Origin of the sequence: Kitasatospora sp. NPDC005748, from assembly GCF_040630735.1 — a bacterium.
Taxonomy (GTDB): domain Bacteria; phylum Actinomycetota; class Actinomycetes; order Streptomycetales; family Streptomycetaceae; genus Kitasatospora.
In genome coordinates, this window is sequence record NZ_JBEXYD010000059.1 from 1 (window position 1) to 25,059 (window position 25,059).

General features: G+C 73.6%; 22 protein-coding genes and 1 pseudogene. 8 read left to right on the top strand and 15 right to left on the bottom strand.

Annotated elements, in window-relative coordinates; all coding sequences use genetic code 11:
* Positions 1-371: 371 nt before the first annotated feature.
* Complete coding sequence (locus ABZ495_RS30005; protein ID WP_359839030.1) at positions 372-1,859, bottom strand: choice-of-anchor A family protein; 1,488 nt, start codon at positions 1,857-1,859, stop codon at positions 372-374.
* 214 nt (positions 1,860-2,073) lie between these two features.
* Between ABZ495_RS30005 and ABZ495_RS30010 the strand changes: the two genes are divergently transcribed.
* Together ABZ495_RS30010 and ABZ495_RS30015 are read left to right on the top strand one after the other, a co-directional pair.
* Positions 2,074-2,784 (top strand): 4'-phosphopantetheinyl transferase superfamily protein, encoded by a 711-nt coding sequence (locus ABZ495_RS30010; RefSeq protein ID WP_359839031.1) that lies wholly within the window; start codon positions 2,074-2,076, stop codon positions 2,782-2,784.
* A 162-nt stretch (positions 2,785-2,946) separates the two neighbouring features.
* Complete coding sequence (locus ABZ495_RS30015) at positions 2,947-3,429, top strand: DUF2269 family protein (protein WP_359839033.1); 483 nt, start codon at positions 2,947-2,949, stop codon at positions 3,427-3,429.
* 100 nt (positions 3,430-3,529) lie between these two features.
* Here ABZ495_RS30015 and ABZ495_RS30020 read toward each other — a convergent pair whose 3' ends face one another.
* Positions 3,530-4,522, bottom strand: a complete 993-nt coding sequence (locus ABZ495_RS30020; RefSeq protein WP_359839035.1) for an Lrp/AsnC family transcriptional regulator — start codon at positions 4,520-4,522, stop codon at positions 3,530-3,532.
* Positions 4,523-4,642: 120 nt separating this feature from the next.
* Here ABZ495_RS30020 and ABZ495_RS30025 point away from each other — a divergent pair, with 120 nt between their 5' ends.
* Positions 4,643-5,452, top strand: a complete 810-nt coding sequence (locus ABZ495_RS30025; RefSeq protein WP_359839037.1) for an inositol monophosphatase family protein — start codon at positions 4,643-4,645, stop codon at positions 5,450-5,452.
* Positions 5,453-5,581: 129 nt separating this feature from the next.
* Here ABZ495_RS30025 and ABZ495_RS30030 read toward each other — a convergent pair whose 3' ends face one another.
* The 6 genes from ABZ495_RS30030 to ABZ495_RS30055 all read right to left on the bottom strand — a co-directional run bounded on the left by ABZ495_RS30030 (position 5,582) and on the right by ABZ495_RS30055 (position 12,598).
* Positions 5,582-6,607 carry an amidohydrolase family protein gene (locus ABZ495_RS30030; RefSeq protein WP_359839039.1) on the bottom strand — a complete coding sequence of 342 codons (1,026 nt, stop codon included), beginning with the start codon at positions 6,605-6,607 and terminating at the stop codon, positions 5,582-5,584.
* Entirely contained in the window at positions 6,604-8,328 is a 1,725-nt protein-coding gene (locus ABZ495_RS30035; RefSeq protein WP_359839041.1) for an acyl-CoA dehydrogenase family protein, read from the bottom strand. The genes ABZ495_RS30030 and ABZ495_RS30035 overlap by 4 nt, the downstream gene beginning before the upstream one ends.
* On the bottom strand, positions 8,312-8,941 hold the full coding sequence (locus ABZ495_RS30040; RefSeq protein ID WP_359802879.1) for a TetR/AcrR family transcriptional regulator: 630 nt from the start codon (positions 8,939-8,941) through the stop codon (positions 8,312-8,314). The genes ABZ495_RS30035 and ABZ495_RS30040 overlap by 17 nt, the downstream gene beginning before the upstream one ends.
* A 234-nt stretch (positions 8,942-9,175) precedes the next feature.
* Positions 9,176-10,642 carry a S28 family serine protease gene (locus ABZ495_RS30045; RefSeq protein ID WP_359839043.1) on the bottom strand — a complete coding sequence of 489 codons (1,467 nt, stop codon included), beginning with the start codon at positions 10,640-10,642 and terminating at the stop codon, positions 9,176-9,178.
* A 140-nt stretch (positions 10,643-10,782) separates the two neighbouring features.
* Complete coding sequence (locus ABZ495_RS30050; protein WP_359802883.1) at positions 10,783-11,715, bottom strand: serine protease; 933 nt, start codon at positions 11,713-11,715, stop codon at positions 10,783-10,785.
* Between the two features lie 253 nt (positions 11,716-11,968).
* Complete coding sequence (locus tag ABZ495_RS30055) at positions 11,969-12,598, bottom strand: TetR family transcriptional regulator (protein ID WP_359802885.1); 630 nt, start codon at positions 12,596-12,598, stop codon at positions 11,969-11,971.
* A gap of 111 nt (positions 12,599-12,709) precedes the next feature.
* Between ABZ495_RS30055 and ABZ495_RS30060 the strand changes: the two genes are divergently transcribed.
* The 3 genes from ABZ495_RS30060 to ABZ495_RS30070 all read left to right on the top strand — a co-directional run bounded on the left by ABZ495_RS30060 (position 12,710) and on the right by ABZ495_RS30070 (position 14,319).
* The gene (locus ABZ495_RS30060) at positions 12,710-12,865 is read left to right on the top strand and encodes a hypothetical protein (protein ID WP_329487454.1); all 156 of its coding nucleotides are present in this window, start codon (positions 12,710-12,712) and stop codon (positions 12,863-12,865) included.
* 41 nt (positions 12,866-12,906) lie between these two features.
* A complete protein-coding gene (locus ABZ495_RS30065; RefSeq protein WP_329487455.1) occupies positions 12,907-13,194 on the top strand; it encodes a DUF4190 domain-containing protein in 288 nt (95 codons plus the stop codon).
* A 246-nt stretch (positions 13,195-13,440) separates the two neighbouring features.
* Entirely contained in the window at positions 13,441-14,319 is an 879-nt protein-coding gene (locus tag ABZ495_RS30070) for a metallophosphoesterase (RefSeq protein ID WP_359802886.1), read from the top strand.
* Positions 14,320-14,603: 284 nt separating this feature from the next.
* On the opposite strand, the gene ABZ495_RS30075 is transcribed toward ABZ495_RS30070, so the two are convergent.
* From ABZ495_RS30075 to ABZ495_RS30105, 7 genes are all read right to left on the bottom strand, one after another.
* A complete protein-coding gene (locus tag ABZ495_RS30075) occupies positions 14,604-17,195 on the bottom strand; it encodes an ABC transporter permease (protein ID WP_359839045.1) in 2,592 nt (863 codons plus the stop codon).
* Complete coding sequence (locus ABZ495_RS30080) at positions 17,192-17,947, bottom strand: ABC transporter ATP-binding protein (protein WP_359802890.1); 756 nt, start codon at positions 17,945-17,947, stop codon at positions 17,192-17,194. Before ABZ495_RS30080 ends, ABZ495_RS30075 begins: the two co-directional genes overlap by 4 nt.
* On the bottom strand, positions 17,944-18,222 hold the full coding sequence (locus ABZ495_RS30085) for an SHOCT domain-containing protein (protein ID WP_329487459.1): 279 nt from the start codon (positions 18,220-18,222) through the stop codon (positions 17,944-17,946). Before ABZ495_RS30085 ends, ABZ495_RS30080 begins: the two co-directional genes overlap by 4 nt.
* A gap of 306 nt (positions 18,223-18,528) precedes the next feature.
* A complete protein-coding gene (locus ABZ495_RS30090) occupies positions 18,529-19,206 on the bottom strand; it encodes a response regulator transcription factor (RefSeq protein ID WP_359802891.1) in 678 nt (225 codons plus the stop codon).
* Positions 19,203-20,402, bottom strand: a complete 1,200-nt coding sequence (locus tag ABZ495_RS30095; RefSeq protein ID WP_359802893.1) for a sensor histidine kinase — start codon at positions 20,400-20,402, stop codon at positions 19,203-19,205. The genes ABZ495_RS30090 and ABZ495_RS30095 overlap by 4 nt, the downstream gene beginning before the upstream one ends.
* 253 nt (positions 20,403-20,655) lie before the next feature.
* The gene (locus ABZ495_RS30100; RefSeq protein ID WP_359839047.1) at positions 20,656-23,190 is read right to left on the bottom strand and encodes an ATP-dependent Clp protease ATP-binding subunit; all 2,535 of its coding nucleotides are present in this window, start codon (positions 23,188-23,190) and stop codon (positions 20,656-20,658) included.
* A gap of 87 nt (positions 23,191-23,277) precedes the next feature.
* Positions 23,278-24,024 carry a VIT family protein gene (locus tag ABZ495_RS30105; protein WP_329487463.1) on the bottom strand — a complete coding sequence of 249 codons (747 nt, stop codon included), beginning with the start codon at positions 24,022-24,024 and terminating at the stop codon, positions 23,278-23,280.
* Between the two features lie 363 nt (positions 24,025-24,387).
* On the opposite strand from ABZ495_RS30105, the pseudogene ABZ495_RS30110 reads away from it, so the two are divergent.
* Together ABZ495_RS30110 and ABZ495_RS30115 are read left to right on the top strand one after the other, a co-directional pair.
* A pseudogene (locus ABZ495_RS30110) lies at positions 24,388-24,738 on the top strand (site-specific integrase); the annotation flags it as partial.
* 94 nt (positions 24,739-24,832) lie between these two features.
* Positions 24,833-24,982, top strand: a complete 150-nt coding sequence (locus tag ABZ495_RS30115) for an integrase (protein WP_359839049.1) — start codon at positions 24,833-24,835, stop codon at positions 24,980-24,982.
* Positions 24,983-25,059: the final 77 nt, after the last annotated feature.

Below are 25,059 nucleotides of genomic sequence, written 5' to 3' on the forward strand. Positions count from 1 at the left end.
CAAGCAACGGGCCCCACACCACAACGTCGGCAAGACGGCCAAACGAGCAGACTCGATCAAGGAACATCAAGGCCGACGAGGATAAACGCCAAGCTGAGCAGGTGCGGCGCACGCCCGTTCGTGCCGGCCGAACGGGTCCCCACCCGCCAGGGCGGGCCTGCCCGGGGCCGGTCGATCCGGTGGTCAGCTCAGATCACCGCAGGTCACCGCAGGGCAGCTCCCGGACCGGGGCCCCGGCCAACGGGGCCGGTCGCGGGTCGGGCCGCCCGGTCGGGTGACCGGGCGACCCGACGGAGCTCCGGCGCCTCGGCGGTCAGGCGCCTCGGTCCGGTGGGGCCCACGGGTCTGGTGGGACCTGCAGGCCCTGCGGGCTAGCTGTGGCGTCCGCGTCGGCGGGCGACCAGGACGGCGAGGCCGCCGAGGCCGAGCAGGGCGATACCGGCCAGGCCGAGCACGACCGGGCCGTCACCCGCGCCGGTCGACGGCAGCTGCCCGCCCCCGCCGGTCGACGAGCCGGGAGCCGGCAGATGGCTGGTCGGCCGGTGGCTACTGGGCCGGTGGCTGGTCGGGTGCTCGCTCGGACCGGTCGGAGCGGGGCCGGACGACGTGGGGGCCGGGGTGCTGGACGTGGCGGTCGGCGACGTCGGGGAGGGTGAGGCCGAGGTCGGGGACGGCGAGGTGGAGGTCGGCGTGGGGCTGGGGGAGGTCGGCGACGGGCTCGGCGAGGTCGGCGAGGGGCTGGGCGTCACGGCGCAGTCCGGCAGGTCCCCGTCGAACGGGTAAGCGTGGATCTCGTAGCCGCCGTTGCCGGTCTGGATCAGATTGCCCGCCAGGTAGACCCGGCCGTTCATGCCGGGCTGGGCGAGGGTCGTGGTGCCCCCCGCGTTGCCCGCCATGACCGAGCCCTGGAACTGGGCGCCGCCGAGGATCCGCGCGTCGGTGGCCGTGGGGAAGTTCCACATCAGCCTGGAACGCATCTCGGTGGTCTGGTCCCCCGGGAGGCCGGTACCGGTGTAGGTGTTGATGACCGGGTCGGCCGCCAGCATGTTGACGACCACGGTGGCGCCGGCCGGGACGCCGGTGAAGACCAGGCCGATCTGCCGGGTGGTCGAGCCCAGGTTCCCGGTGACGTTGAAGACCTGCTTCATGCTGGTCCCGTCCCCCGCGAAGGTGGCCTCGCTGCCGGTCACCGTGACCGTGCCGGTGGCGGTCGCCCTGGCGACGCAGGCGGAGACCTCCTCGATCTGGTTCAGCACCGAACGGTAGGGCGCGGCGGCGTCCGGATCCGCGATCGACCGGCCGGTGGGGTCGATGTCGACGGTGCCGGTGACCGTGCCCGCGTGACGGAGGTTGCCGAAGGCCGCGCCCTTGGAGTCGCTGCCGCCGATGAGGATCCGGTTGCCGGCCTTGACGTCCACGGCGCCGCCGACGGTCACGAAGTCGCTGCCGTTGGGTGGCACCACCCGCGAACCGACCCCGACCACCCCCATGTTGAAGGCGCCGCCGCCCTGGCTCTTGTCGACGGTGAGGTCCCCCAGGGTGACGATCTTGCCCTCGACCTCGGCCGCCCGGCCGTTCACGGTGTAGTCGCCGCCGGTGAAGACGTTGATCGTGGCGTCCCGCCCGGCGAAGTCCCCGTTGTGCGGCGGCGTCGGCCAGACCGCCGGGCAGTCGGGCCCGGAGCACGCCCCCAGCGGCGGGGCCAGTGGTGCGGCCGAGCCCACCGTCAGCACCGCGGCCATCGGGAGCGCGGCGACGGCGGTCGCCACCGCCAGTCGGACCGCCCGGCGTCCGCGGACGGCCGACGGCCTCCGGTCGGCGGCCGTCCCGCGCTCCGGCGAACCCATGCCCTGATCCATCGACACATTCCTCCGCACAGAGAGAGTGGCGGGTCGCACAACCCGCCACGTTTCAGTAGATCCCATCTGATACACGACAGATACGGTACATCCAACACTAAATCGGACGAACCACACCCTACAGACCGTCAGGATCGATCCCAAGCAGTCCGGGCGGGCGCCGATCACGCCCGCGGGCGGCCACGACCACGGGCGGCCCCGCTAGGTTGGGACCATGACTTCCGAGGACCAGGACCCGCAGGCTCCGCTCGCCGCCGTCTCGGCCAGCGCGGACGTCCTGCGGCACCCCGAAGCCGGCGACCACCTGCTCACCGCCCTCGAACACGAACGCGCCGCGCGCTTCCGGCACGAGTCGGGGCGGGTCGACTTCACCGCCGCGCACATCCTGGTCCGGCTCTGCGCCGCCCGGCTGCTCGGCGTACCGGCGGCCGGGCTGACGCTGGCCCAGAACTGCCCCGACTGCGGCAAGGGCGACCACGGCCGGCCCTACCTGCCGGACCACCCGGACGTCCAGGTGAGCCTCTCGCACACCCGCGGCGTCGTCGCGGCCGCCGCCGGGTACCAGCCGGTAGGCGTCGACGTCGAGCTGACGGCACGGAGCGGCTCGCTCCTCGACGTCGCCGCACGGGTGCTCAGCCCGGCCGAGCTGCGGCAGGTCGAGGCGCACCCGGAGCCCGGGCGGGCGTTCCTGCGCCTGTGGGTGCGCAAGGAGTCGCTGATCAAGCTCGGCCGGGCCAGCCTGGACACCCTGGCCGGCGTCGACCTCTCCGCACTGCCGCTCGACGTGCCGGCGGGCGAGCCGCTGCACAGCCGCTACCAGGACCTCCACCTGCTCGACTGGGCGGACGTCCGACAGGGAGCGGCCGTCTCGGTCGCCAGCACCGCCGCCCCCCGGGTCGTGGTGCTGACGCCGCCGGCCGGCTGACCCACGGCCCGCCCGCCCCAGGAACCGTGGTCCCACCCGCGCGGCCGGGGCCCGGATAAGCGGTGTTAGCGTGCCTGCTCGGGGCTCGGAAACCGAACGCCCCGGCTGCCCGCGCCGCGTCCCCGGCGCGCAGCCCCCGTTGGATCAAAGGGTGTTCCCGCCATGGCCAAGTTCCTGCTGAGCCTGCACGTCCTCGCCTCGGTGCTGTTCATCGGCCCGGTGGCGGTGGCCGTCAGCATGTTCCCGCGCCGGGCCGCTGCCGCACTGGCCGGCGGACCGGAGCGGGCCGCCGAGGCCGGCACCCTGCGACTGCTGCACCGGATCACCCAGGTCTACGCGCTGCTGGGGATAGCCGTCCCGATCCTGGGCATCGGCGTCGCCCAGGTGATGGACGTGCTCGGGCAGTCCTGGCTGATCGTCTCCATGGTGCTCACCGCGCTGTCGGCGCTCGCGCTGCTGCTGTTCGTACTGCCCGCGCAGCAGGCCGCGGTGAACGCGCTCGACCTCGACGCCGGGGCACCGGAGCACGGCAAGGCCGTCCAGGGCCTGCGGCTGCTGCCGATGACGGCCGGGGTGTTCAACCTGCTCTGGGCCGTGGTCGTCGTCCTGATGGTCATCCGGCCCGGTTCGACCACCGGCGCCTGACCTGCGGCCGCCCCGCCGCGGGGGATACCGGCGCGGGGGATACCGGCGCGGGGGATACCGGCGCGGGGGCGCTGCCGCGCGCCCGGTGCCGCGAGCCGGTTCAGGGCCGTGGCCGCGGACGCCGCACCGGGACGCCCGCCCGCTTCACCGCGCGGGCGACGATCGCCGTCTCGGCCCGGTCGACGCCGAGCGGGCCGAGTGTTCCGGTGAGGAAGCGGTAGAGACCGCCGTGGTCCGCGCAGAACAGGGTGGCCACCAGGTTGGCCGGACCGCTGGTCGCGAACACCCCGTGCACCTGGGGGTGGCGGGCCAGCGCCGTACCGACCTCGGCGAGCCGGCCCGGCGGGACGTCCAGCCAGAGGTTGGCGTCCACGGCCATGCCCAGCAGCCGTGGATCGACGGTGGCGTGGGTGCGCAGCAGACCGGCGCCGGCGAGCCGGTGCAACCGGCGGCGGACGGTCGACTCGGGAGCGCCGACGGCCGCTGCGAGGGCGGCGTGGGACTGCCGGGCGTCCACGCCGAGGCGGGCGAGCAGCGCGTGGTCCAGCGTGTCGAGCGGACGCTTCTCCGGGGCGGTCGCGACGGGCGGCGGGGTCAGGGCGGCCACCTCGGCCTCGTCCAGGTAGCCGGCCCGCCACTGCCCCGCGTCGGAGAAGGCGTGCAGCACCGCGTGCGCGGTGGTCTCGGTGACCGCCGCGGTGGCGGGCAACCGCCCGTACAGCAGCTGCTCCCGCCCACCGGCCTCGCCCAGCATCACCGCACCGATCTCCTGGCCGCCGAGCATGACGTCGACGAAGGGAACGTCCGGGCGGTCGGCCAGGGCCTGGGCGATGGTGTCGGCCTTGCCGCGCAGCACCCGGACGCGCAGCAGCAGCGCACCGACGGCGGCGTCCTCGACGTCGGGCATCCGGACCACCCGCAGCAGCCCGGTCTGCTGCAGCCGGGCCAGCCGGCGGGTGACCGTCCGCGCGGAGACGCCGAGCACCTCGGCGATCCGGCCGGTCTCGGCTCGGCCGTCGACCTGCAGCGCGCAGACCAGGCGGCGGTCCAGCGCGTCCAGCACGCTGTCCGGATCAGCAGTCGAGAGGTCCATGAAGTCCGATCTCCGCCGGAACCACCCGGCCGTCCGTCCTGTTCGGCAGCACCGACGGTACCCCTGGTATCCGACGGCCGGGAGTTCCCCTCCCGGCCCGCGACGGATCGGAGGACGGCCATGGACGAGGTACGGGCGCTCAGGGAGCTGCTGCCCGGGGTCGAGGCGGCGGTGCGCGAGGTCGGCGCGGCGCTGGCGGCGGCGCGGCCGGCTTGGCCCACCCCCGGGCGGACGCTCGGGGAACTGACCGCGCGCTTCGCCGAGTTGGACGACCCGGTCGCCGCCCGCCTGCGGGCCCGGCTGGGCGCGCTGCGTCCGCAGGCCGGCTGGGTGAGCGACGAACCGGCGGGCACGCTACCGGCCGAGGGCGAGTGGTGGCTCTGCGACGCGACCGACGGCGCCGTGCAGTACCTGCTCGGCCAGCAGCAGTGGGCGGTCACCGCCACGCTGGTCCGGGACGGCGTCGCGGTGCTGGCCGTGGTGCACACCCCCGAGCTCGGCGGGCGGACGTACCGCGCGGTCCACGGCGGCGGCGCCGAACTGGACGGGCGGCCCGTCGCACCGCTGGAGCGCGACCCGGCGGTGGCCGTCGCCGGGACGGCGCAGCCGCCGCTGGTGGCCGCGGACCCGGTGGCGCTGCGCCGCGCGGGCGAGTCGCTCACGGCGGTGCTGGGCTCGGTCCTGGCGGTCCGCTGCCTCGGCCCGACCTCCTTGCAGGTCGCCCAGGTCGGCTCCGGACACCTGACGCTGTTCTGGGAGTACGGGGCGGACGCGGGCAACCTGCTGCCGGGCGCCCTGATCGCGGCCGAGGCGGGCGCGACGGTGACGGACGCCGCCGGGGCGGCCTGGACACCCGGCTCGGACAGCTTCCTCGCCGCCGCGCCCGGGCTGCACCCGGCCCTGGTGGAGGTGCTGCGGACCGTGCGGTGACCGGGGCGCGGTGGGTGCCCGGCCGGGCGGCCGGGCACCGGGCGGGGTGGGCCAGGGCCGGCCTGCCGCCAGTCAGCCCGCCACCGGTCGGCCCGCCGGGGTCAGCCCTTCGGAGTCAGCCCTTCGGGGTCAGCCCTTCGGGGTGAGCCCGAAGAGTGCGGCCGCGTTGTCGTGGCAGACCGCCCGCAGCCACTCCTCCCCCAGTCCCAGCCCGGCCAGCGCCTCCAGCTGGTGGACGTACCGGTACGGGATGTTGGGGAAGTCGCTGCCGAGCAGGACGCGGTCCTGGAGCGCGCGCAGGCGGGGCAGTTCGCTGCGCGGGAACGGGTCGTCGGCCTCGACGAAGTCGGTGAACGCCATGGTGGTGTCCAGCCGGACGGACGGGTGGCGCTCGGCGAGGTCGAGGAAGTCCCGGTACTCGGACATGCCGAGGTGGGCGACCACCAGGACCAGCCCCGGGTGCCGGTCCAGGACCTCGCCGATCGGGCCGGGGCCGGTGAACTTGCCCGCCACCGGCCCGGATCCGCAGTGGGTGACCACCGGCGTACCGGTCTCGGCCAGCAGCCCCCAGACCGCGTCCAGCCGGCGGTCCGTCGGGTCGTAGCCGCCGACCTGGAGGTGCGCCTTGAACACCCGGGCGCCGTCCTCGACCGCCCGCGCCACGTAGCCGGGCGCCTCGGGTTCGGCGAAGAAGGTCGCGGTGTGCAGGCAGTCCGGGGTGCGGGCGGCGAAGTCGGCGGCCCAGGCGTTCAGCCAGGCCGCCATCCCGGGCTTGTGCGGGTACAGCATGGAGGTGAACGCCCGGACGCCGAACTCCCGCAGCCGCTCGACCCGTTCGGCCTCGGCAACGCGGTAGGTGATCGGCCAGGGCCGGTTGACGAGCGGACCGGCCAGGTCGAAGTACGCCCACACCTTGTCGAGAACGTTCTTCGGCATGAAGTGGGTGTGCACGTCGATCAGGCCGGGGAGGCCGAGCGCCTGCCAGAAGCCGCGGACCGCAGCGGCCTCGTCCGCTTTGGTTGCCTTGTCTACCTCGTTCGCCTCGATTGCCTCGTTCGCCTCGATTGCCTGGCTGGCCTCGGTCGCCGTGTCCGCCTCGGCCACCTCGGCGGTCTCGGCGGTCTCGGCGGTCTCGGCCGCGTCGTCCGCGCTCATGCGGGCACCGGGCGGGCACGGTCGATGATCGCCCCGGCGTCGAGGCCGGCGGGCAGGGTGCCGAAGGCCGCGCCGTGGTCGCCGCCGAGGCGGGAGGCGCAGAAGGCGTCGGCCACCGCCGGGTCGCCGTGGCGGACCAGCAGCGATCCCTGGAAGGCCAGCGCCATAGCCTCGACCAGTCGGCGCGTCCGGTACTCCAGATCGCTCGGATCGGTGAGCTGCTTGCGGAGTTCGGCGACGGCGGCGTCCAGCCGGCGGTCCGCGCCGGCGGCGGCGTCCAGCTCGCCGAGGAAGGCCTCGACGGTCTCCGGGTGCTTGGCCATGGCGCGCAGCGCGTCCAGAGCGGCGACGTTGCCGGAGCCCTCCCAGATCGAGACCAGCGGCGCCTCGCGGTAGAGCCGGGGCATCCCGGACTCCTCGACGTAGCCGTTGCCGCCCAGGCACTCCAGTGCCTCGGCGGCGTGCGCCGGACCGCGCTTGCAGACCCAGTACTTGGCGACGGCCAGCCCCAGCCGGCGCACCAGCGTCTCGGTCCCGTCCCCCGCCAGCGCCCGGTCGGTGGCCTCGGCGAGGCGCATCGCCACGACGGTGGCCGCCTCGGACTCCACCACCAGGTCGGCGAGCACGTTGCGCATCAGCGGCTGGTCGACCAGCGCCTTGCCGAACGCCCGCCGGTGCAGGGCGTGCTGGACCGCCCGGGTGGCCCCCAGGCGCATGCCGGAGGCGGCTCCCACGGTGCAGTCGAGACGGGTCATGTTGACCATCTCGATGATGGTCCGGACCCCCCGGCCCTCCTCCCCCACCAGCCAGCCGACCGCGCCGTCGTACTCGAGCTCGGCGGAGGCGTTGGACTTGTTGCCCAGCTTGTCCTTGAGCCGCTGGAGGTGGAGGCGGTTGCGGGTGCCGTCCGGCAGGACACGGGGCAGCATGAAGCAGCTCAGCCCGCCCGGAGCCTGGGCGAGCGTCAGGAAGAGGTCCGACATCGGCGCCGAGGTGAACCACTTGTGGCCGGTCAGCCGGTAGGTGCCGTCCGCCTGCGGAGCGGCGGTGGTGGTGTTGGTGCGGACGTCCGAGCCGCCCTGCTTCTCGGTCATCGACATGCCGGCGATCAGTCCCCGTTTGCCGTGCGGCTCGCGCAGCCCGAAGTCGTACTCGGTCGCGGCCAGCAGCGGCTCCAACTCGGCAGCCAGCGCCGGGTTCGCGCGCAGGGCGGGGACGGCGGCGTAGGTCATCGAGATCGGGCAGGTGTGACCGGCCTCGACCTGGCCCCAGACGAAGAACTTGGCGGCGCGGGCGGAGTGCGCGCCCGGCCGGCCGTCCCGCCAGGGCGTGGCGTGCAGACCGTGGCCGACGGCGGTGCGCATCAGCTCGTGCCAGTACGGGTGGAACTCGACCTCGTCGATCCGGTGACCGAACCGGTCGTGGGTGCGCAGCACGGGCGGGTGCTCATTGGCCAACCGCCCCCAGTCGGCGGCCTGTTCGGAGCCGGCCAGCCGGCCGAGCTCGTGCAGCTCGGCCTCGGCCCAGCCCGCGCCGGCCCGGTGCAGGCCCGCGAGCAGGGTCGGGTCGGCGGCGGTGTCGTGCCCGTACGGCAGCGGCACCTGGTTGGTGACCTCGTGCGTCCGGGAGGGCGCGTACACCGGAACGGGGGCCACCGGAGTGGGTGCGGTCGTGTCGGGCGTGGTCGTGTCGGGCGTGGTCGTGTCAGGCGTCGCTGTCATCGCGTCCTCCCAGGGCACGCAGGGTGAAGGAGACCAGGGCGGGGACCACCTCGGGCGGGGTGTCCCCGGAAACGGGTGCGTGGGCCGCGGCGAGCGGACCGGCCAGCGCCTCGCCCACCGCGCCGACCAGGGCGGCCGCGGTCAGCTCCGGTTCCTGCCGGGGCAGTTGGCCGGCCGCCACGGCGGCGGCGATCTCGGTGGCGATCACATCGCGGAACGCCCGCCGGAACACCAGCCGTTCGGCGTCCACGACGGCGTCGGCCGGCTCGACCAGCAGTACGTGAGCGAGCCTGGGCGCCCGCAGGGCGCGGGCGGCGAAGGTCTCGACCACGGCGGCGATCCGCCGCTGCGGGGTCTCGTGGCGGGCGACGGCCGACGTCACCGCGGCGATCTCGCGGTTGACCACCCGGCGGAACAGCTCGACCGACAGCTCGGCCTTGTTGGCGAAGTGCTGGTAGAGGCTGCCGGTGGCGATCCCGGCGCGGTCCGCGACGGCGGCCATCGAGCAGCCGCCGTAGCCGCGCTCGGCGAGCAACCCGACCGCAGCCTGCAGGACCGCCTCGCGCTGGGCGTCCAGTCGGGCTTGTACGGCGGGGGTGCGTCGATAGGCCATGAAAGTATTGAAGCACCGATTCATTGCTTCGGGGAGGGGGCACGCGGCGTCCTCCGCGTCCAGCGGGGGCTTGCGTCCGGGGACGATTCCACGTGCGGCGGAGGTTCCGCGTCGGACGGGGACGCCGAAGGGCCACCCGTCGCGATGGCGACGGGTGGCCCCGGTGGGTCGGTCGGCTCACGCGTGACACTCGGTGATGCGTGACGGCCGGCGACGCGTGACAGCCGTGGCGCGTTACAGCCGGTGGTGCTCCAGCTTGAGGCCTTCCTCGTCCAGCGGCCCGAACGGCGGGATCTGGTGGGACTGCGCGAGGGACTTGGCGGCGGCCGGGTCGGCCAGGCCGGCCCACTCCAGCACCTTGGCGGTGGCCTGGACCGACTCGTCGGCCTTCAGCTTGCCGATGTTGGACCCGTGGTTGCCGCCGGCCACGGTGTAGACGTAGCTGTCCTCACTGCCCCGGCCCAGCCGGAACGGCTCGGCGCCCCACGGGTCGTTCTGGCCGTAGACGAAGATCATCCGCTCGGCGGAGTGCTTCACCCAGCGGTCGATGTCGCGCATCGCGGACGCGTCGAAGCGCATCGGGATGTTCTTCGGCACGTACGTGCGCGGCGAGTACAGCTCCTTGTAGTCGTAGTGCTGCAGGCCCTTCAGGTGCGAGACGTCGAAGGACGGCGAACCCAGCTGGGTGCCCGCCTGGTAGTAGTACGCGGTGTACTGGGCGAGCGACTGGTCGCTGTTGCCGGTGATGCCGGACTGGGTGTCGAACCACGCGTACAGCTCGTCGTCGGTGGCGGTGGCCGCCACCGGGACGGCGGCGCAGTCCGCCTCGGTGCTGTACTGCCAGAACGCCCAGACGACGTCGAGCACGCCCGCCTCGTAGGCCCGGTCGGCGCTGCCCGTGGTGGCGAAGGTGGAGCCGGCCGCCGCGTTGTCGGCCACGTAGCGAGCCTCCAGGCGGTCGCGGCGGACGAGCAGCTCGCGCTGCGCGGCGGCGAGCGTGGCCCGGCACTCCGGAGTGCCCACGGTCCGGAAGAACTCGGTGTAGGCGGAGTCCTCGCGGTTGTCGACGTCGTTCGGCGCGACGTACGCGATGGTGCCGTCCACGTCGTCCGGGAAGAAGCGGCGGTGGTAGGTCGAGGACATACCGCCCTTGCTGGCCCCGGTCGACAGCCACGCGCGGTGGTAGACGCGCTTCAGCGCGGTGATGATCCGGTGCGAGTCGGTGGCGGCCTGCTCGATGCCGGCCTTGGTCCAGTCGGCCGGCTCCGGGCGGGACGGCGAGAAGTAGCGGTACTCGATCGAGACCTGGTTGCCGTCGGTCAGCCGGGTCGGCTCGGTGCGCGAGGGGTTGGTGCCGAGCGTGTAGCCGTTGGTGTAGAAGACGGTCGGGCGGTCGTACCCCCGGTGCAGCACGCTCAGCCGCTGCTGGAAGGTGCCCAGCCAGGGGCGGAGGTGGTCGATCGGCTGGGTGTAGGTGAGCAGGAAGTAGCGGTGACCGGTGGTGGTCGGCTTCTCCTCGGTGACGGTCATCCCCGGGATCGCGACCAGGCGGTCCTTGATGTCGGCCGCGGGGTTGTCCGCGGCCGAGACCGGGCCGGCCGACGCGTCGGCGCCGGCCGCCAGGGCGGGCGTCGCCAGACCGAGGCCGAGCAGCGGCATCAGCAGAACGGCGACCAGCAGCCTTCTGAGCTTGGTGGACATCAACTCTCCATCGGGTCAATGGAACTGTTCGACACTCTCCGGCAATCGGCGCCCGACTGCCGGACGATCGGCCGTCCGGTAGACGGCCGAGTGGGCCACCCGCGGGATCGCGGATGGCCCACCGGGGAAAGATGTGCTGATCAGGGGCGCGGCAGGGTGCAGCCGGCCCGGGTGAGGTCGAGGCGGTTCCCGGCGGCGAAGCAGGCCGGGATGCCGTAGGTCTCCTGGGCGTAGTTGATGCCCTGGCGAACGGTCACCACACCGTTCTGGTCGACCTCGCACGGGTTGTTGTCCGTGCAGCGCTCGCCGTCCTCGTTACCCGTGTTGTTCACGGCGATGACCTGGCCGGTGCTGGTGTCGATCACCGGGGAGCCGGAGGTACCGCCGATCGTGTTGCAGCTGGAGGTGTAACGGACCGAGTCCTTCCAGGTCCAGGAGCCCTCCTTGAGCCGGTAGACGAAGCCGTCGACCGAGCACGAGTAGGTCTTCTTCCAGTACCCGGAGACGACCTTGATGGAGGTGCCCTGCACCGGGTGGCTCGCGGAGATGGTCAGCGGGGCGATGCCGTAGCTCGACTGGATCGCGGCATAGGTGGTGTTCAGCTGGTAGATCGACACGTCGGTGTCGGTCATCGTGCCGTAGACCACCTTGTTCGCGCGCAGCGTGGCGACCTTGGAGCCGGTGCCGTTGAGCAGCGAGAACGTGCGGCTGGAGGACTGGTTGACGACCACCTGGCCGGGGCCGGGGAACCCGGTCTCCAGGCAGTGGCCGTTGGAGAGGATGAGCGCCGGGTCCGTCGCGGCGGAGGCCGGGAGCCGGACGAGCGAACCGGAACAGTTGCTGAGCGCCACCGTCCCGGCGAAGTTCACGGCAGCCCGGGCCTGCTGGTCCTGGGACGAGGCCTGGAGCTGGGGGTCGGCCAGGGTCTGGGCCGCGACCTGTGCCTCGGTCGCGGCCGCGGGGGCGGTCCGCGCGTCCGCGGGCGACGAGGCGACGGCGGCGGGGGCGCCGGCCAGGGCGGTCGCCCCGGCGAACAGGAGCGCGGCGAACGTGCCTATGAGCGGCTTCTTCATGAGAGACCTCTCGTTGTGGGGGTGCACCAAAACTGGCGCGGACATGACGAGTTGTCAAGGGTCCACCACGAGGGGAGGTCAGACAGAGGGAGGCCTCGGGGGCCGGGGAGCGGGATGAGGACCGGGGCGCGGAGCGGCGGGAGTGGGGCGCGACAGTGGGGCGCGGCAGTGGGGCGCGGGACCGAGCCCGGCGCGCGGGCGGTGCCGGGCGGCGCGCCCCGGGTGGGGCTGGCACCGCCGACCAGGGCTACCGTCAGCCGCCCTGCCAGTGGCGGCGACCGAGGCTGATCAGACGCAGCTGCAGTCGGGCGGTGGCGGCGATGTGCCGTTCGCGCTCCGGGTCGACCTCCTGCGCCTCCAGGAGGGCGGCGGCCGTGGAGACCATGTGGTCGACGTACAGCTCGGCGAGCATCCGCAGATCCTCCTCACTCCATCCCTGCGACACCGGCTGGAGCGCGAGCGCCGCACCCACCTCCGTGGCGAAGCGACCGAGTTCGACGTCGATCGCCTCCCGCACCTGCCGCACTCCCCCGTGCCGCTCGCGCGCCAGGAAGCGGACGTGCGGCCGATGGTCACGCACATGCTGCTCGATGACGTCCACCGTCCGGTCGATCAGCTCGTCGGACCCGCCCGCACCGGCGAGTACGGAACGGATCATCACATGGAGGCTGGCGAGCGACTCCTCGACCAGGGCCACCCCGAGGGCGGCGAGGTCCGGGAAGTGCCGGTAGAAGGCGGCCGGCGAGAGCCCCGCCTCCCGGGTGACCTCGCGAACGCCGACGCTCGCGAGGTTCTGATCGGCCAGCAGGTGCAGCCCCGCGTCCAGCAACGCGCGCCGACTCTGCTGCTTCTGGGCCTGCCTGGCCCCAACGGTGTGACTCACGCCATTCAGTAAACAATCGTTTGCCGAAAATGGCCAGCCCGCGTAGAGTGACAGAGGATTCAGCGAACACTTGTAAACCCAAGGCGGTGGAAGCCGCCGGAAGGGACCGCCATGATCCTGCTCACCGCCCTGGTCGCCATGGGCGTCCTCATCGGCGCCGCCGCGCACACCACGCTCCCGGTCTTCCTCACCGCCGCCGCTGCCATCGCCGCCTGGCTGCTCGCGTTCGGCGCCCGCGAGGGCATCGCCCGCCTGCGTCAGCGCTGACCCCCTCGCCACACCACCGTCCCGGAAGGACACCCGCCGTCATGAACACCGCCACCGCCACCAGCACCGGCGCCGCTGTTCGGCGCCACCGCACCGCCGAGGCCGACAACCTGGCCGTCGCCTCCTTCCTGCTCGGCCTGCCGGGCCTGCTGCTCTTCAACATCGTTCTCGGCCCCCTGGCCATCACCCTCGGCACGCTCGCCCTCGTCCGGGGCACCCACCGCCGTGGGCGCGCCCTGCTCGGCATCGTCCTCGGCGTCGCCGCGCTGGTCGTCCTCGCCGTCACCACCGCCACCAGCCACGGCGTGCTCTGGCAGATCGGCGACTGACCTCGGCGCCGGTCACGGCGCCCTGACAGCCCAGCGGCTCCGGCGCCCTGGCGGCCCCCTCGGCCCTCGAACGCCCTGGATGCCCTGGCCGCCCTGGCCGCTCCGGTCACTCCGGTCACTCCGGTCACCCTCGTCCCAACGGCGGAACCGAGCCGCTCGAACGACTGATCCAGCCAACCTGCGGCGCGAAGCCCGTCCGTCCCCGTACTGTGGCGGCATCGGCCGGGTGACGACATGGGGGCTGGAGTGACGACCGAGTACCAGAGTGACGCGCAGTCGGGGCGGACGGGAGGCCCCGGACGGGCCGGCCGGCTGCTCGCCGTCAGCGATCTGCACGTCTCCTACCAGGAGAACCGCGACCTGGTGGCGAAGCTGCAACCCGACTCGCCCGACGACTGGCTGATCGTCGCCGGTGACATCGCCGAGATCAGCACCACCATCGAGTGGTCCCTGAGCCTGCTCGCCGAGCGCTTCGCCCGGGTCATCTGGGCTCCCGGCAACCACGAGCTCTGGACCCACCCCGACGACCCGGTGCAGCTGCGGGGTGTCGCCCGCTACGAGTACCTGGTGGACCTCTGCCGCCGACTCGGTGTCGTCACCCCCGAGGACCCGTACCCGGTCTGGGAGGGCGTCGGCGGACCGGTCGCCATCGCGCCGCTGTTCCTGCTGTACGACTACACCTTCCGGGCTCCCGGTACGACCACCAAGAAGGAGTCCCTGGAAGCCGCGTACAACAGCGGTGTGGTCTGCTCGGACGAGCGGATGCTCCACCCGGACCCGTTCCCCGACCGCGACTCCTGGTGCCGCGAGCGCGTCCGGCTCACCGAGAAGCGCCTGGCGGCCTGCGACCCGGAGCTGCCGCTGGTCCTGGTCAACCACTACCCGCTGGTCCGCCAGCCCACCGAGATCCTCTGGTACCCGGAGTTCGCCCAGTGGTGCGGCACCGAGCTGACGGCGGACTGGCACCGGCGCTTCAACACCGCCGCGATGATCTACGGGCACCTGCACATCCCTCGGGTGACCAACTACGACGGCGTCCGCTTCGAGGAGGTCTCGCTGGGCTACCCCCGCGAGTGGCGCCGCCGCGGCCTGCCGGACCCGCTGCTGCGTCAGGTGTTCCCCTAGCTCGACCGAGCACCGGACCCGGCCGGGCTGGATCCGCCCGGCCGGGCACCGGGGCGACCCCGGTGTCCGCTGGACAGGGTGCCGGTCGGGCCGGGGTGTCCGAGCCAGCGCCGGCTCGGACCGGTGGCCGGGGGGCCGGGTGGGCCAGGTGGGCCAGGTGGGCCAGGTGCGCCCACGGCGCGTGACGCCCCGTCGGCTCACCCACCCTGCGTTCACCCCGCTGCCGCCTCGACGGCCGTCACCTCGTCGTCCTGTCACCCCGTGCCTCCTCATGCCGCACCTCCTCATTCCGTCGCGATCGCCCTGAGGATGTCGAGCCGCGCCGCCCGGCCTGCCGGGCGCAGGCCCGCGACCGCGCCCGCCGCCAGTCCGGCAACCAGCACCACCGCAAGCTGTCCCGGCGGGATCGCGAACGAGCCCGTCCCGGCACTGTCCGAGGCCCGCACCAGCGCCCAGCCGAGGAACGCCCCGAGACCGAGCCCGCCGACCGTCCCGAAAGCCGCCACCAGGACGGACTCCCAGCGCACCATGCCCCGCAGCTGCGCCCTGGTCTGGCCGACCGCCCGGAGCAGCCCCAGCTCCCTGGTCCGCTCGTGCACGGCGAGGGTCAGGGTGTTGGCGATGCCGAGCAGGGCGATCAGCACCGCCAGGGCCAGCAGCGCGTAGACCACCGAGAGCATCATGTCGACCCCGCCGGCCGCGCTCGCCGCGTACTGCGCCCGGTCCTGCACCTGTGGGTTCCCGAAGGGGGCGGCGGCCTTCTCGACGGCGGCCCGGCCCGCAGCGAGCGGCACGGAGGCCTTGAGCCCGACGGCGACCATGGTGTCCGCGTCCTGCCCGCGGTGCGGCGCCCAGGCCTGGCGGGTGATCAGGTAGTCCCCGGCCAGACCGCTCTCGTCGTACAGGGCGCGGATCGTGAAGGGGCCGCTCACGCCGTCCGTGAAGGCGACGGTCACGCTCTGGCCGAGCCGCCAGCCGCGCTGCTCCGCCTCGCTGCGAGCCACCGCCAGGCCGTCGGTGCCGAGCGTGTCGAGGGCGCCGTCGACGCGGCCGAGGTCGACGATTCCGGCCAGTCGCGCCGGGTCGGTGACGTCCAGGACCCGCCCGTGACCGTCGATCCGCGCCACGCCCCGGCCGAGGCCCACCGTCTGCCGCACCTCCGGCAGTTGGGCGAGCGCGTCCGCCAGCTTGGGGCTGACCCCGCTGCCGCCCGCACCGAAGGAGGGCGCGGTGACGGCGAGGTCACCGGCGAAGGACGAGCTCACCGTGGAATCCAGGGTGGCCTTGACCGAGGCGCCGAACACCGTGAACAGCGTGACCACCGCGACGCCGATCATCAGGGCACTCGCCGTGGCCGCCGTGCGGCGCGGGTTGCGGGCCGCGTTGCGCCGGGCGAGCGTGCCGGAAACCCCGCGCAGCCGTGGCAGCGGCGCGCCCAGCGCCCGGACGGCGAGTGCCGCGGCGACCGGACCGAGCACCACCACGCCGGCCAGGACGGCCAGCCCGCCCCCGGTGGTCAGGGCGACCGACGGCCCGTCCGTCGCGCCGAGAACGGTGACCGGGACACCCACCGCGACCAGCAGCCCGCCGAGCCCGACCCGAGCCCTGCCGGACCACCCCTCGGCCGCCCGATCCACTCCCGTCTCGCGCAGCGCCGCCAGCGGCGCGGTGCGCCCGGCCCGGACGGCCGGCAGGAGCGCCGAGCCGACCGCGACCAGCGTGCCCACGAGCAGCGGCAGCACGACCGCGGCCGTACTGATCACCATGCCGCCCGTCGGCAGCGAGAAGCCGAGTGCCGAGAACAGTGCCTTGAGCCCTGCGGCCACGCCGATCCCGGCGAGCAGCCCGCCGAGCGAGGCGAGCGCACCGACGACCAGCGCCTCCGCCAGGGTCGCCCCCAGCACTTGGCCCCGCACCGCCCCGAGCGCCCGCAGCAGGGCGTTCTCCCTCGTCCGCTGGGCGACCACGATCGCGAAGGTGTTGTGGATGGTGAAGGTCGCGACCAGCAGGGCGATCCCGGCGAAGACCAGCAGCAGGGTGGTGAACATCGTCAGGAACCGCCCCGAGACCATCGCGGTGCTCTCCTGGGTGGCCGCCGTACCGGTGATCGCCTCCACCCCGCCGGGCAGCTCCGGGGCGATCCTCCTCACCAGCTTCTGCTGGGAGATCCCGTCCGCCGCCCGGACCTGGATCGAGCCGGCCTGACCGGCGCCCTTGGGAGTGAGGTGGCGTTCGGCGTCGGCCAGCGTGAGTGCGGTGAAGGTGCTCGGGCCCATCCCGTCCGCGCTGTCCCCGAAGGTGGCGATGCCGACGACGGTGACGGTCACCGGGTCGGGGGTGCGCAGCACGGTGGTGGAGCCGATGTGCAGCCCGCCGGCCTTCGCCGCACCGCGGTTGACCACGGCCTCGCCGGGCGCCTGCGGCGGGTGTCCCTCGGCGAGCCGGTAGGGGTTGAGCCGGCTGTCGGTGAGCCAGTTCCCGGCCAGGGTAGGCGGCCCCTGCCCGCCGACCGGCTTGCCGTCACTGCCGACCAGCTGGCCGGCGCCCTGGACCGACGCCTCGGCGGCGGCCACCCCGGGGACGGCCCGCAGCCGCTCGGTGAGCGCCGTGTCGACGGGTGCCCGGACACCTCCGGGCGTCCCGGGGGAGTCCAGGACGTCGGCGCTGCGGACCACCACGTCGGTGCCGGCGTTGGCGTCGGCGAACAGCGTGTCGAAGTTGGAGCGCAGGGTGTCGCCAAGCACCATCGTCCCGGCCAGGAAGGCGACCCCGAGCAGGATCGAGAGGAAGGTGCCGACCAGGCGCCGCTTGTGCGCTCCCAGCGAGCGCAGGCTGAGCCGGGCGGCAGCGGTCGCGGCGGCCGTCGTGGAACTCATGACCGCCCCCGTTCGAAGGCCTTCATCCGGTCCAGCACCCGGTCGGCGTTCGGCTGTTCCATCCGGTCGACCAGCCGGCCGTCGGCGAGGAACAGGGCCTGGTCGGCGTACCCCGCCGCGGTCGGGTCGTGGGTGACCATGACGACGGCCTGCCCCATCTCGTCGACCGCCCGGCGCAGCAGGCCGAGCACCTCGCCGCCGGTGCGGGAGTCGAGGTTGCCGGTCGGCTCGTCGGCGAAGACCACCTGGGGCCGCCCGGCGAGCGCCCGGGCCACGGCGACGCGCTGCTGCTGGCCACCGGAGAGTTCGCTCGGGCGGTGGTGCAGCCGGTCGCCGAGGCCGACGATGTCGATCAGCGCGTCCAGCCAGCCCCGGTCGGGTGCGGCGCCGGCCAGGTCGAGCGGAAGGGTGATGTTCTCCCGGACGGTCAGTGTGGGTACCAGGTTGAACGCCTGGAAGACGAAGCCGATCCGCTCCCGGCGCAGCAGGGTGAGGCGCCGGTCGCCGAGCGGGCCGAGCTCGGTACCGCCGATGTAGGCCCGGCCCGCGGTGAGGGTGTCGAGGCCCGCCGCGCAGTGCATCAGGGTGGACTTGCCCGAACCGGACGGCCCCATGATCGCGGTGAACCCCCCGGCCGGGAAGTCGACCGTGACGTGGTCCAGCGCCCGGACCACGGTGTCGCCGACGCCGTAGACCTTCACGGCGTCGACGACCCGCGCGGCGGTGTCGCGTACGACATCGAGTGTGCTCACTTCCCCGCGCCCCCTCGGCCCTGCTCGCGCCCGCGCCGGCTCTCGGTGAGGACGGCCCGCTTGGCGCGGTACTCCTCCGCGTCGATGGCGCCCTCGGCGTACCGGCGGCCGAGGACGGCCAGCGGGTGGTCCGCCCCGGCACCGCAGCCGCGGCGCCAGACCGTCCGGCGCAGCACGACGATCACAAGGAACACCACGGCGGCCCAGGCGAGCGGGATCAGCAGGATCCAGGGACCGGGCCAATGCCCGTCGTGGTCGGCCAGCAGCGTGTACATGGTGGTTCATCTCCTCGGCGGTGGGCTTCAGCCGCTTCGGGGTGCGTCCCGAAACACCTAGAGCGTCCCGCCGGGGAGCCTGCTCCCGCGTCCTCCGGGCAGCGGCCGTTGAAGTACTCCCGCGGGAGTACGGACGGCCCGGCAGCCGCGCGTGGGAAGTAGCGGACAGGCACGGGGTAGGGGTGTACGACGTGCCGGCCCAGGGCGTGCGGGACGGCCCAGGGCATACGAGAGGCCCGGGGCGTACGAGAAGGCCCGGGCCGGGACGTCGTCCAGACCCGTGCCCCCACCCGCCGGAAGCCGCGCTCAGCCCAGCCAGCCGGGCCGGACCAGCCCCGACTCGTAGGCCAGCACGACGAGTTGCGCCCGGTCCCGCACACCGAGCTTCACCATCGCCCGGCTGACGTGCGTCTTGGCGGTCAGCGGGCTGACCACCAGTCGGCGGGCGATGTCCGCGTTGGACAGCCCCAGACCCACCAGCGCCAGCACCTCCCGCTCCCGCTCGGTGAGCGCCGAGACGTCCGAGAGCCCCGCCGGGGTCTGCTCCGGCGCCTTGGAGCGGGCGGCGAACTCGCCGATCAGACGGCGCGTCACCCCCGGCGAGAGCAGCGCGTCCCCCGCGGCCGCGACCCGGACGGCACGCAGCAGCTCGGCCGGCTCGGTGTCCTTGACCAGGAAGCCGGCCGCCCCCGATCGCAGGGCCTCGAAGACGTACTCGTCCAGCTCGAAGGTGGTCAGCACGACCACCCGCACCTCGGTCAGGGCCGGATCGGCGGCGATCCGCCGGGTCGCCTCCAGCCCGTCCGTGCGAGGCATCCGGATGTCCATCAGGACGACGTCCGGGCGGAGTTCGCGGGCGAGCCGGACGGCGGCGTCGCCGTCGTCCGCCTCACCGACCACCGTGAGGTCGTCCTGCTGGTCGAGCAGCGCCCGGAAGCCCGCCCGCACCAGCAACTGGTCGTCCGCCAGCAGTACCCGGATCACTCGTCCTCCGCACCGGTCGTGGGCAGCGTCGCCCGGACCCGGAATCCGCCGCCGACCAGCGGCCCCGCCGTGATGGCGCCGCCGAACGCGGCGGCCCGCTCCCGCATGCCGATGAGCCCGCTGCCGGTGCCACCCGCGTCGCCGAGCGCGGCCGGACCGGGGTCGTCGACCGTGACGACCAGCGCGGTCGGGTCCGACCAGTCCAGACCGACCGTGGCCCGCCGGGCCACCGAGTGCCGGATCACGTTGGTCAACGCCTCCTGGACGATCCGGAACGCCGTGAGGTCGACGCCGGCGGCCGGTGCGCGCCGGTCACCCGTCTCGCGCACCTCGACGGCCAGCCCGGCCCGCTGCGCCTGCTCGGTCAGCTCGTCGAGCCGGGCCAGCCCGGGCGCCGGACCGCGCGGCGCGGCCGTACCCGGCCCGCGCAGCGTCCCCAGCACCTGGCGGACCTCGCCGAGGGCCTCCTTGCTGGTCGCCTTGATCGTCGTGAGCGCCGTACGGGCCTGCTCCGGCCTGCTGTCGATCAGTTCCAGCGCGACCCCGGCCTGGACCGTGATCAGCGACAGGCTGTGCGCCAGGATGTCGTGCAACTCGCGCGCCATCCGCAGCCGTTCCTCGTCCGCCCGGCGCTGCTCCTGCTGCTGGCGGTACTCGCGGTGGGCGGCGAGCTGCTCCCGCCGGAACCGGACGATCTCGGCCACCGACAGCACCAGCAGCAGCCAGGCCACCAGCCCGAGCTCCTGCCACCAGGCGATCTGCTGCGGCTCCGTACGCAGCCAGTCGGCCGGCACCACGAAGGTGATCAGCACATGGGCGAGGTAGACCCCGCCGAGGCCCGCCCAGGCGGCCTGCCGGTGCCCGGAGGCGACCGCCACGCAGCAGGCGATCACCCAGCTGGCGAAGACCGGCCCGTACGGATAGCCGGCGGCCAGGTACAGCACCGTGACGGCCGAGCTGCCCGTCACCGCCGCCACCGGCCACCGGCGGCGCAGCACCAGCAACGCGGGCCCGAGGAGCAGCAGCAGGTAGCCGAACGGGTCCAGCTGGACCCGTCCGCTCTGGTGGCCGGCGGCCGCCGTGGACCCCACCACCTGCACCGCCGCGACGACCAGCGCGGTGGCGACCGGCCAGCCGGCCTTCGCCGCCCGCACCCACGGCGGGCGCCAGGGCTCGGCCCGCCCGCCCTCGGGCATGGCGGACCCCGGCCGGGGATGCTCTCCCGCCCCGGGGGGCATTCCCGACACGGGCGGCACCTCCGACGACGACGGCCCGGGGTGCGCCCGCGACGGCTTGGGTGTACGCGGCGTCATGCCCGGAAGGCTAGACCCCGGGCCCGGCCCACCGCGTCACCCCGGGGTGGCGTTCGGGCGTACTCCCGCGGGAGTACGCCCGAACCTCGCTGACCGGTCCGACCTGGTCCGCACCGGCAAAGCCGACCGCACCGCGCTACTGCGGATCGGCGGCCTTCGCCCAGGCGTCCTCCGCCTTCGCCGACGGCTCCGGCCGGGCCAGCGCCACCACCAGCTCGCCCGCGTCCACCTCCGCGATCAGCGTGTCCCCCTCCCGGACCGTGCCGTCCAGCAGCAGGTTGGAGATCCGGTTGTCCAGCTCGGACTGGATGGTGCGGCGCAGCGGCCGCGCCCCGAACTCCGGCTGGTAGCCCCGGTTGACCAGCCACTCCTTGGCCCCGTCGGTGATCTCCAGGTCGATGTTCTGCGCCTTCAGCCGGCGCCGGCTCCGCTCCAGCATCAGGTCGACCACCTTGAGGAGGTCCTTGCGGGAGAGCGCGTGGAAGACGATCACCTCGTCGATCCGGTTGAGGAACTCCGGCCGGAAGTGCGTCCGCAGGTCCCCCATCAGGTCGTCCCTGATCTCGTCCACGTCGCCCGCGTGCTCCAGGATCCGCTGCGAGCCGATGTTGCTGGTCATGATCACCACGGTGTTGCGGAAGTCGACCGTACGCCCCTGGGCGTCCGTCAGCCGCCCGTCGTCCAGCACCTGGAGCAGCAGGTTGAAGACGTCCGGATGCGCCTTCTCCACCTCGTCGAAGAGCAGCACGCTGTACGGCTTGCGGCGGACCGCCTCGGTGAGCTGCCCCGCCTCTTCGTAGCCGACGTACCCGGGCGGCGAGCCGACCAGCCGGGAGACGGTGTGCTTCTCCTGGAACTCGCTCATGTCGAAGCGGATCATGCGGTCCGGGTCACCGAACAGCAGCTCGGCCAGCGCCTTCGCGAGTTCGGTCTTGCCGACGCCGGTCGGCCCGAGGAACAGGAAGGACCCGGTCGGCCGCTCCGGGTCGCCCATCCCGGCCCGGCCGCGCCGCACCGCCTGGGCGACCGCCGTGACGGCCTGGTCCTGCCCGATCACCTTCCGGTGCAGGTGCTCCTCCAGTTGGAGCAGCCGCTCGCGCTCGGTCGCGTTCAGCTCCGCGACCGGGATGCCCGTCCGTCCCGAGAGCACCTGCGCGATGTCCTCCGCGGTGACCGCGACGACCTCCTCGCGCGACTCCCTGACCGCGGCCAGCTCGTCCTCGGTCTGCCGCAGCTCGGTCTTGAGGTTGGCGGCCCGCACGAACTCCTCGTCCGCGACGGCCTCCTCCAGCTCCCGGCGCAGCTTGGTGATCCGGTCCTGCACCGGCATCGCCTCGGTGGAGCCGCTCAGGCTGCGCAGCCGCACCCGCGCACCGGCCTGGTCCAGCAGGTCGATCGCCTTGTCGGGCAGGAAGCGGTCGCTCACGTAGCGGTCGGAGAGGCTCGCGGCGGCGTCCAGCGCCTCGTCGGTGAACCGCACCTGGTGGTGCGCCTCGTAGGCGTCACGCAGCCCGTGCAGGATCTCGACCGTCTCCTCGACGCTCGGCTCCGGCACCAGCACCGGCTGGAAGCGGCGCTCCAACGCGGCGTCCTTCTCCACGTGCTTGCGGTACTCGTCGAGGGTGGTGGCGCCCACCACGCTCAGTTCGCCGCGGGCCAGCGCCGGCTTGAGGATGTTGCCCGCGTCCATCGAACCCTCGCCGCCACCGCCCGCGCCGACCACGGTGTGCAGCTCGTCCAGGAAGAGGATCACGCTCTTCTCGGCCGCCGTGACCTCGTCGATCACGCTCTTCAGCCGTTCCTCGAACTCGCCCCGGTACTTGGAACCCGCCACCAGCCCGGTGAGGTCGAGGGCGACCACCCGCTTCTCGCGCAGGCTCTGCGGCACGTCCCCGGAGACGATCCGCTGCGCCAGACCCTCCACGATGGCGGTCTTGCCGACGCCGGGTTCGCCGATCAGCACCGGGTTGTTCTTGGTCCGGCGGGAGAGGATCTCGACGGTCTGCTCGATCTCCTCGGCCCGGCCGACCACCGGATCCAGCCTGCCCGCCCGCGCCTCCTCGGTCAGGTCCCGGCCGTACTCGTCCAGCGTGGGCGTCTGGCTCGGGCGCGCGCCGGTGCCGCTGCGCTCACCACCCGTCCCGCGCCCTTCCATCACCGTGCGCAGCGCCTCCGGCGAGGGCGCCGCGTTGCGCAGCGCCGTGCCGGCGCCGGAGCGCTCCTCGTCCAGCAGCGCGCCGAGGATGTGCTCCGGCCCGATGTACGACGCGCCGGCCTCCTGGGAACGGGCGTGCGCGGCGAGCAGCGCGCGCTTGGCGGACGGCGTGAGCGCCGGGCGGCCGCCCGGCGTCTGCGCCCCGCCCCCGGACGGCAGTTCCCTGCCCAGGTCCTCGGCGAGCTGCTCGGGGTCGATGCCGGCACGCTCCAGCATCCGCCGCGAGGCCTCCACCTTGGTGGCGGCCCAGACCAGATGAGCGGTGTCGAGGTCGCTGCTCCCGTCCTCGGTGGCGCGTCGCGCGGCGAGCGCCAGCAACTCCTGCGAGGACTCGCTCAGCAGCCGCCCGATCGGCACCCGCTGCACGGCGGGCGGGGAGGCCGTCGGACTCATGCCGAAGAACCGGCTGAGCAGGTCGGAGAACGGATCGCTCGATCCGAACGGGGGCATGGTCACCGTGGTTCACCTCTCCCAAGCAGTCTGCGCTCACACAAACACAGCCTCCCTGGCCCCGCACCCGCTCGGACGCCGGTCAGGTGCCGGTCAGCCGCCCGTCACCCGGTCGAGCAGGACACCGCCGCTGTAGGTGACGACCATCGCCAGCGAGCCGCCCGCCACGTTCCGCAGCACTGCCCGCAGCGGCCCCGCGCCGCCCAGCCGGGCGCTCACCCAGCCCGACGCGGTGAGCGCCAGCAGGACGGCCGCCACCGTCACGCCCAGCCGCCAGGACTCCGGCGGCAACAGCACGGCGAGCAACGGCACCAGCGCCCCCAGCGTGAACGCGGCGGCGCTGGCGAACGCCGCCTGCCAGGGGTTGGTGAGCGCCTCCGGGTCGATCCCCAGCTCGGTGTGCGCGTGCGCCGCCAGCGCGTCCCGCTCGGTGAGCTCCACGGCCACCCGACGGGCCAGGCCGTCGTCGAGCCCGGCACCCCGGAAGAAGTCGGTCAACTCGTCCAGCTCCCCCTCCGGATCCTCCGCCAGCTCGCGCCGCTCCTTCGCCAACGCGGCCTGCTCGGTGTCACGTTGCGTGCTGACCGAGACGTACTCCCCGGCCGCCATCGACATCGCCCCGGCCAGCAGACCCGCCACCCCCGCCACCACCAGCGCCGTCCGCGAACCCGACGCCCCGGCGACACCGGTCACGATCCCCGCCGTCGAGACCACACCGTCATTGGCCCCGAGCACAGCCGCCCGCAACCAGTTCAGCCGCGACGACAGCTCGGCCCGACTCTCACCCTGCGCCGGCCCGTCAGCCTCCCCGGCCACCTCGGCCGAAGTCTGTCCGCCCATCAGCGATCACCTCCGATCATGCCCCGGGGCTACCCGCTCCTCCGATGATCAATCCGCCCACCCGCCCCCTCCCCGCAAACGCCTGCGGCCCAGCCCAGAACAACCGTCCCGACCTGGGCCGACGATCGTCCGGGCCGTTACGACCTGATCCGCGCTCATCAGGCTGTCCCCGGCTCGGTAGCTGCTGAGGAATGTGACCGCCGACATCTGGGGTCTGCCCGCCAAGGTCCGGCCGGTGCCGATAGTGGTCCTGATGGACGAGATCGCCGGACTCTTCCTCGCCGTCGGCAAGGCCGATGAGGAACGGCTCCGACACGTACGACCCTGGAGCGCCCCATCCTCTCCGTCACCGAGGTGTTCGCTGTGGCCGAGGCGATCGGCCCTCGCTGGCGGGCCCTGGTCCTGCTGACCGCGTTCACTACGCTGCGCTTCGGTGAGCTGGCCGCGCTCCGCCGCAGGCACGTCGATCTGGATGGCCGGTTCGTCCAGGTGCAGCGCAACCAGGCAGAGCTGACCACCGGACGGTTGTACGACAAGGCACCGAAGAGCCGCGCCGGCCTCCAGCCGGTGGCCTTCCCCGCCGAGATCGTGGCCGACATGGCGAATCACCTCGACCACTTCGCTGGCGCCGGACCGGATGGACACCTCTTCATCGGCCCCCGCGGCGGCAAGCTCCGCCGGAGCAACTTCCGGGACGACTGGATCCGGGCCCGCACCGCGGCCGGGTTGAGTGAGGATGCCCACTTCCACGACCTACGCCACACCGGGAACACCCTCGCCCCCCAGAACGGGGCCCACCCGCGAGCTCATGACCAGGATGGGCCACAGCAGCACCAGGGCCGCGCTGATCTACCAGCACATGACCAGCGACCGGGACCGGGCCATTGCCGACCGGATGGGCGAGGCAGTCCGCCAAGCGCTCCAGCGCGACAACCCGGCTACAGAAGCCAGCCAGTAGCCGGCTCACTCAGCGCAGCCGGTCCGGCCTACTTCGGACCGGCCTCGCTTCTTTCTCCGCTGCGATCGCGCCCCAGT